The sequence below is a fragment of the Trebonia sp. genome, from assembly GCF_049794275.1.
Lineage (GTDB): Bacteria > Actinomycetota > Actinomycetes > Streptosporangiales > Streptosporangiaceae > Trebonia.
Genome location: NZ_JBARCR010001014.1, coordinates 1 through 2685, shown reverse-complemented (window position 1 = coordinate 2685; position 2685 = coordinate 1). Strand labels below are relative to the sequence as shown.

2 protein-coding genes are annotated in these 2685 nt (G+C 69.9%); both read right to left on the bottom strand.

What is annotated here, in order from left to right; genetic code table 11:
- Positions 1 to 584 (bottom strand): nuclear transport factor 2 family protein (locus WA805_RS25605; protein WP_425243619.1); only part of this gene is annotated, 584 nt, incomplete at its 3' end.
- A 38-nt stretch (positions 585 to 622) separates the two neighbouring features.
- A partial coding sequence (locus tag WA805_RS25600; RefSeq protein ID WP_425243618.1) for a dipeptide ABC transporter ATP-binding protein occupies positions 623 to 2685 on the bottom strand: 2063 nt, incomplete at its 5' end.

Below are 2685 nucleotides of genomic sequence, written 5' to 3'. Positions count from 1 at the left end.
CCGCGCGCGTACAGCGCCTCGACCCCGGGACCGCGCAGCCCCGGCATGTCCGGCTTGACCGGGTAGCCCACCAGCACCTGCAGGTACGCAAGGTACCGGTAGCCCTCGGGGAACCGCGCGAGCAAGTCCGGGTCGAGCTCGACCGTGGCGCCCGGCAGGACCGGATCCATGCGGTCCTTCTCGTAGATCGGCTGCCGCAGCACGATCCCCCACCGTCCGGCGCGCTTCTCGAAGAAGTCGTAGAACCGCCCGATGCAAGACACGTCGACGAGCACGCCGTGCACCTCGCCACGCTGCATGATCGTCATCCGCGTCTGCGAGATCGCCCGCGCCCCCCGCACCGCCGACTGGCTGGCGCCGGTGTAGTGCAGGATGTTGACGCCCTTCTCGTAGCCCTCCTGGCTGACCCGGATGAAGTCCTCCTTCGGACCCTGGAACCAGGTCGCCATCATGTAGCCGTCGTCGTGCCACTGCTCGCGGAACCAGTCCCAGTTCGCGGAGTCCCTGGCGAGCGCCCAGGACTCGACGACGTTCCTGATCGCGATCCTGTCGGCCGCCGCGTCACCCGTTATGTCATCCGCCATAGGACCCTTTTATCATCCGGAAACGGCCCGGGCAGCAGCTAGGCCGTCGGGATGACCCGGGTGGCGTCGGCGAAGTGGCAGGCGACCGGATGGCCCTGACCCCGGTCGATCAGCTCGGGGGTCTCTGACGCGCAGATGTCCTGGGCCTTCCAGCACCGGGTGCGGAACCGGCAGCCGGACGGGGGCATCACGGCGTTCGGCACCTCGCCGGTCAGGATGATCCGGCGGCGTTCCCGCTCGATCTTCGGGTCCGGCACCGGGACAGCGGACAGCAGCGCCTGCGTGTAGGGATGCGACGGGCTCTCGTACACCTGCTCCACGGCGCCGAGCTCCACGATCCGGCCCAGGTACATGACCGCGACCCGGTCCGCGATGTGCCGCACCACCGACAGGTCGTGGGCGATGAACAGGTACGCCAGGTCGAGCCGGTCCTGCAGTTCCTCGAGCAGGTTGACGACGCCAGCCTGGATGGACACGTCGAGCGCCGACACCGGCTCGTCAAGGATCAGCACCTTCGGGCCGAGGGCGAGCGCGCGGGCGATGCCGACCCGCTGCCGCTGGCCGCCGGAGAACTCGTGCGGGTAGCGGTTGCGATGCTCGGGGTTGAGCCCCACCATCTCGAAGAGCTCCGCGACGCGCTTCGGCCCGCTGGCGCGGCCCCAGCGGCCGTGCACCTTGAGCGGCTCGCCGACGATCTCGCCGACCGGCATGCGCGGGTCAAGGGACGCGAACGGGTCCTGGAACACCATCTGGAGCTGCTGGCGGAACGGCCGCAGCTCCTTGCGGCTCTTGCCGACGAGCTCCTTCCCCTCGAATTTCACCGAACCCGAGGTCGCCGGCAGCAACTGCAGCACCACGCGGGCGGTGGTCGACTTGCCGGAGCCTGACTCGCCGACGAGACCGACCGTTTCGCGTTCGGCAAGGTCGAAGCTCACGTCGCAGACCGCGTGCGCCACGGCCACCGTGCGCCGGACGAACGTGCCCGCACGGACAGGGAAGTGCTTCACGATGTCGTGCACGGAGACCAGCGTCGCGCCGGCCGTGGCGGGCGCCGCCGCCGCGTCCATCTCGTCGATCGTGAGGGTCTCCTGCTTGACGCCCTCGGACTCGGTGTCGGTCCAGGTCGGCAAGAACAGGTCGACGCCGCCGTTAGGCAGCGAGGTCGCCCGGATGCAGGCGGCCTCGTGCCCCGGCTCGACGAGGTTCAGCGCCGGTTCCTCCTCGCGGCAGCGCGGGATGACCGCGGGGCAGCGCGGCGCGAACGGGCACGCGTTCGGCAGGTTGATCAGCGACGGCGGGCTGCCCGGGATCGGCCGCAGCGGCTCGCGCGACGACCTGTCCATCCGCGGCAGCGAGCCGAGCAGGCCGAGCGTATACGGCATCTTGCTCTCGTGGAACAGGACGTCGGCCGTCGCGGCCTCGACCGCCTTCCCCGCGTACATGACCATCACCCGCTCCGCCATCCCGGCGACGACGCCCAGGTCATGGGTGATGATCATCAGCGACGCGCCGGTCCTGTCGCGGGCGGCGCGCAGCGCGTCGAGCACCTGGGCCTGGATGGTCACGTCGAGGGCGGTCGTCGGCTCGTCCGCGATCATCACGTCCGGGTCGTTGGCCATCGCGATCGCGATCACGATCCGCTGCCGCTGGCCGCCGGAGAACTCGTGCGGGAAATCGTCCACGCGGCGCGGCGCGTTCGGGATTCCCACGAGCTCGAGCAGCTCGATGGCCTTCTTGTGCGCCTCTTCCTTGTCCACGTGGCCGCGGGTCCAGATGGTCTCGGCCACCTGCCGGCCCACGGTGAAGGCGGGGTTGAGCGAGGTCAGCGGGTCCTGTGGGATGTAGGCGATCGTGCTGCTGCGGACCTTCGCGAGATCCTTTTCCGACTGTCCGATCAGCTCCTTGCCCTGACAGCGGACCGAGCCGGTGACGCGCGCGCTGCGCGGCAGCAGGCCAAGCATCGCGAGCGCGATTGTGGACTTGCCCGACCCGGACTCGCCCACGACCCCGATGGTCTCGCCGCGACCGAGGGTGAAGCTCACGCCACGGACGGCCCGCACGTCGCCGTCGTCCGTCGGGAAGGTCACCTTCAGGTCGGCAG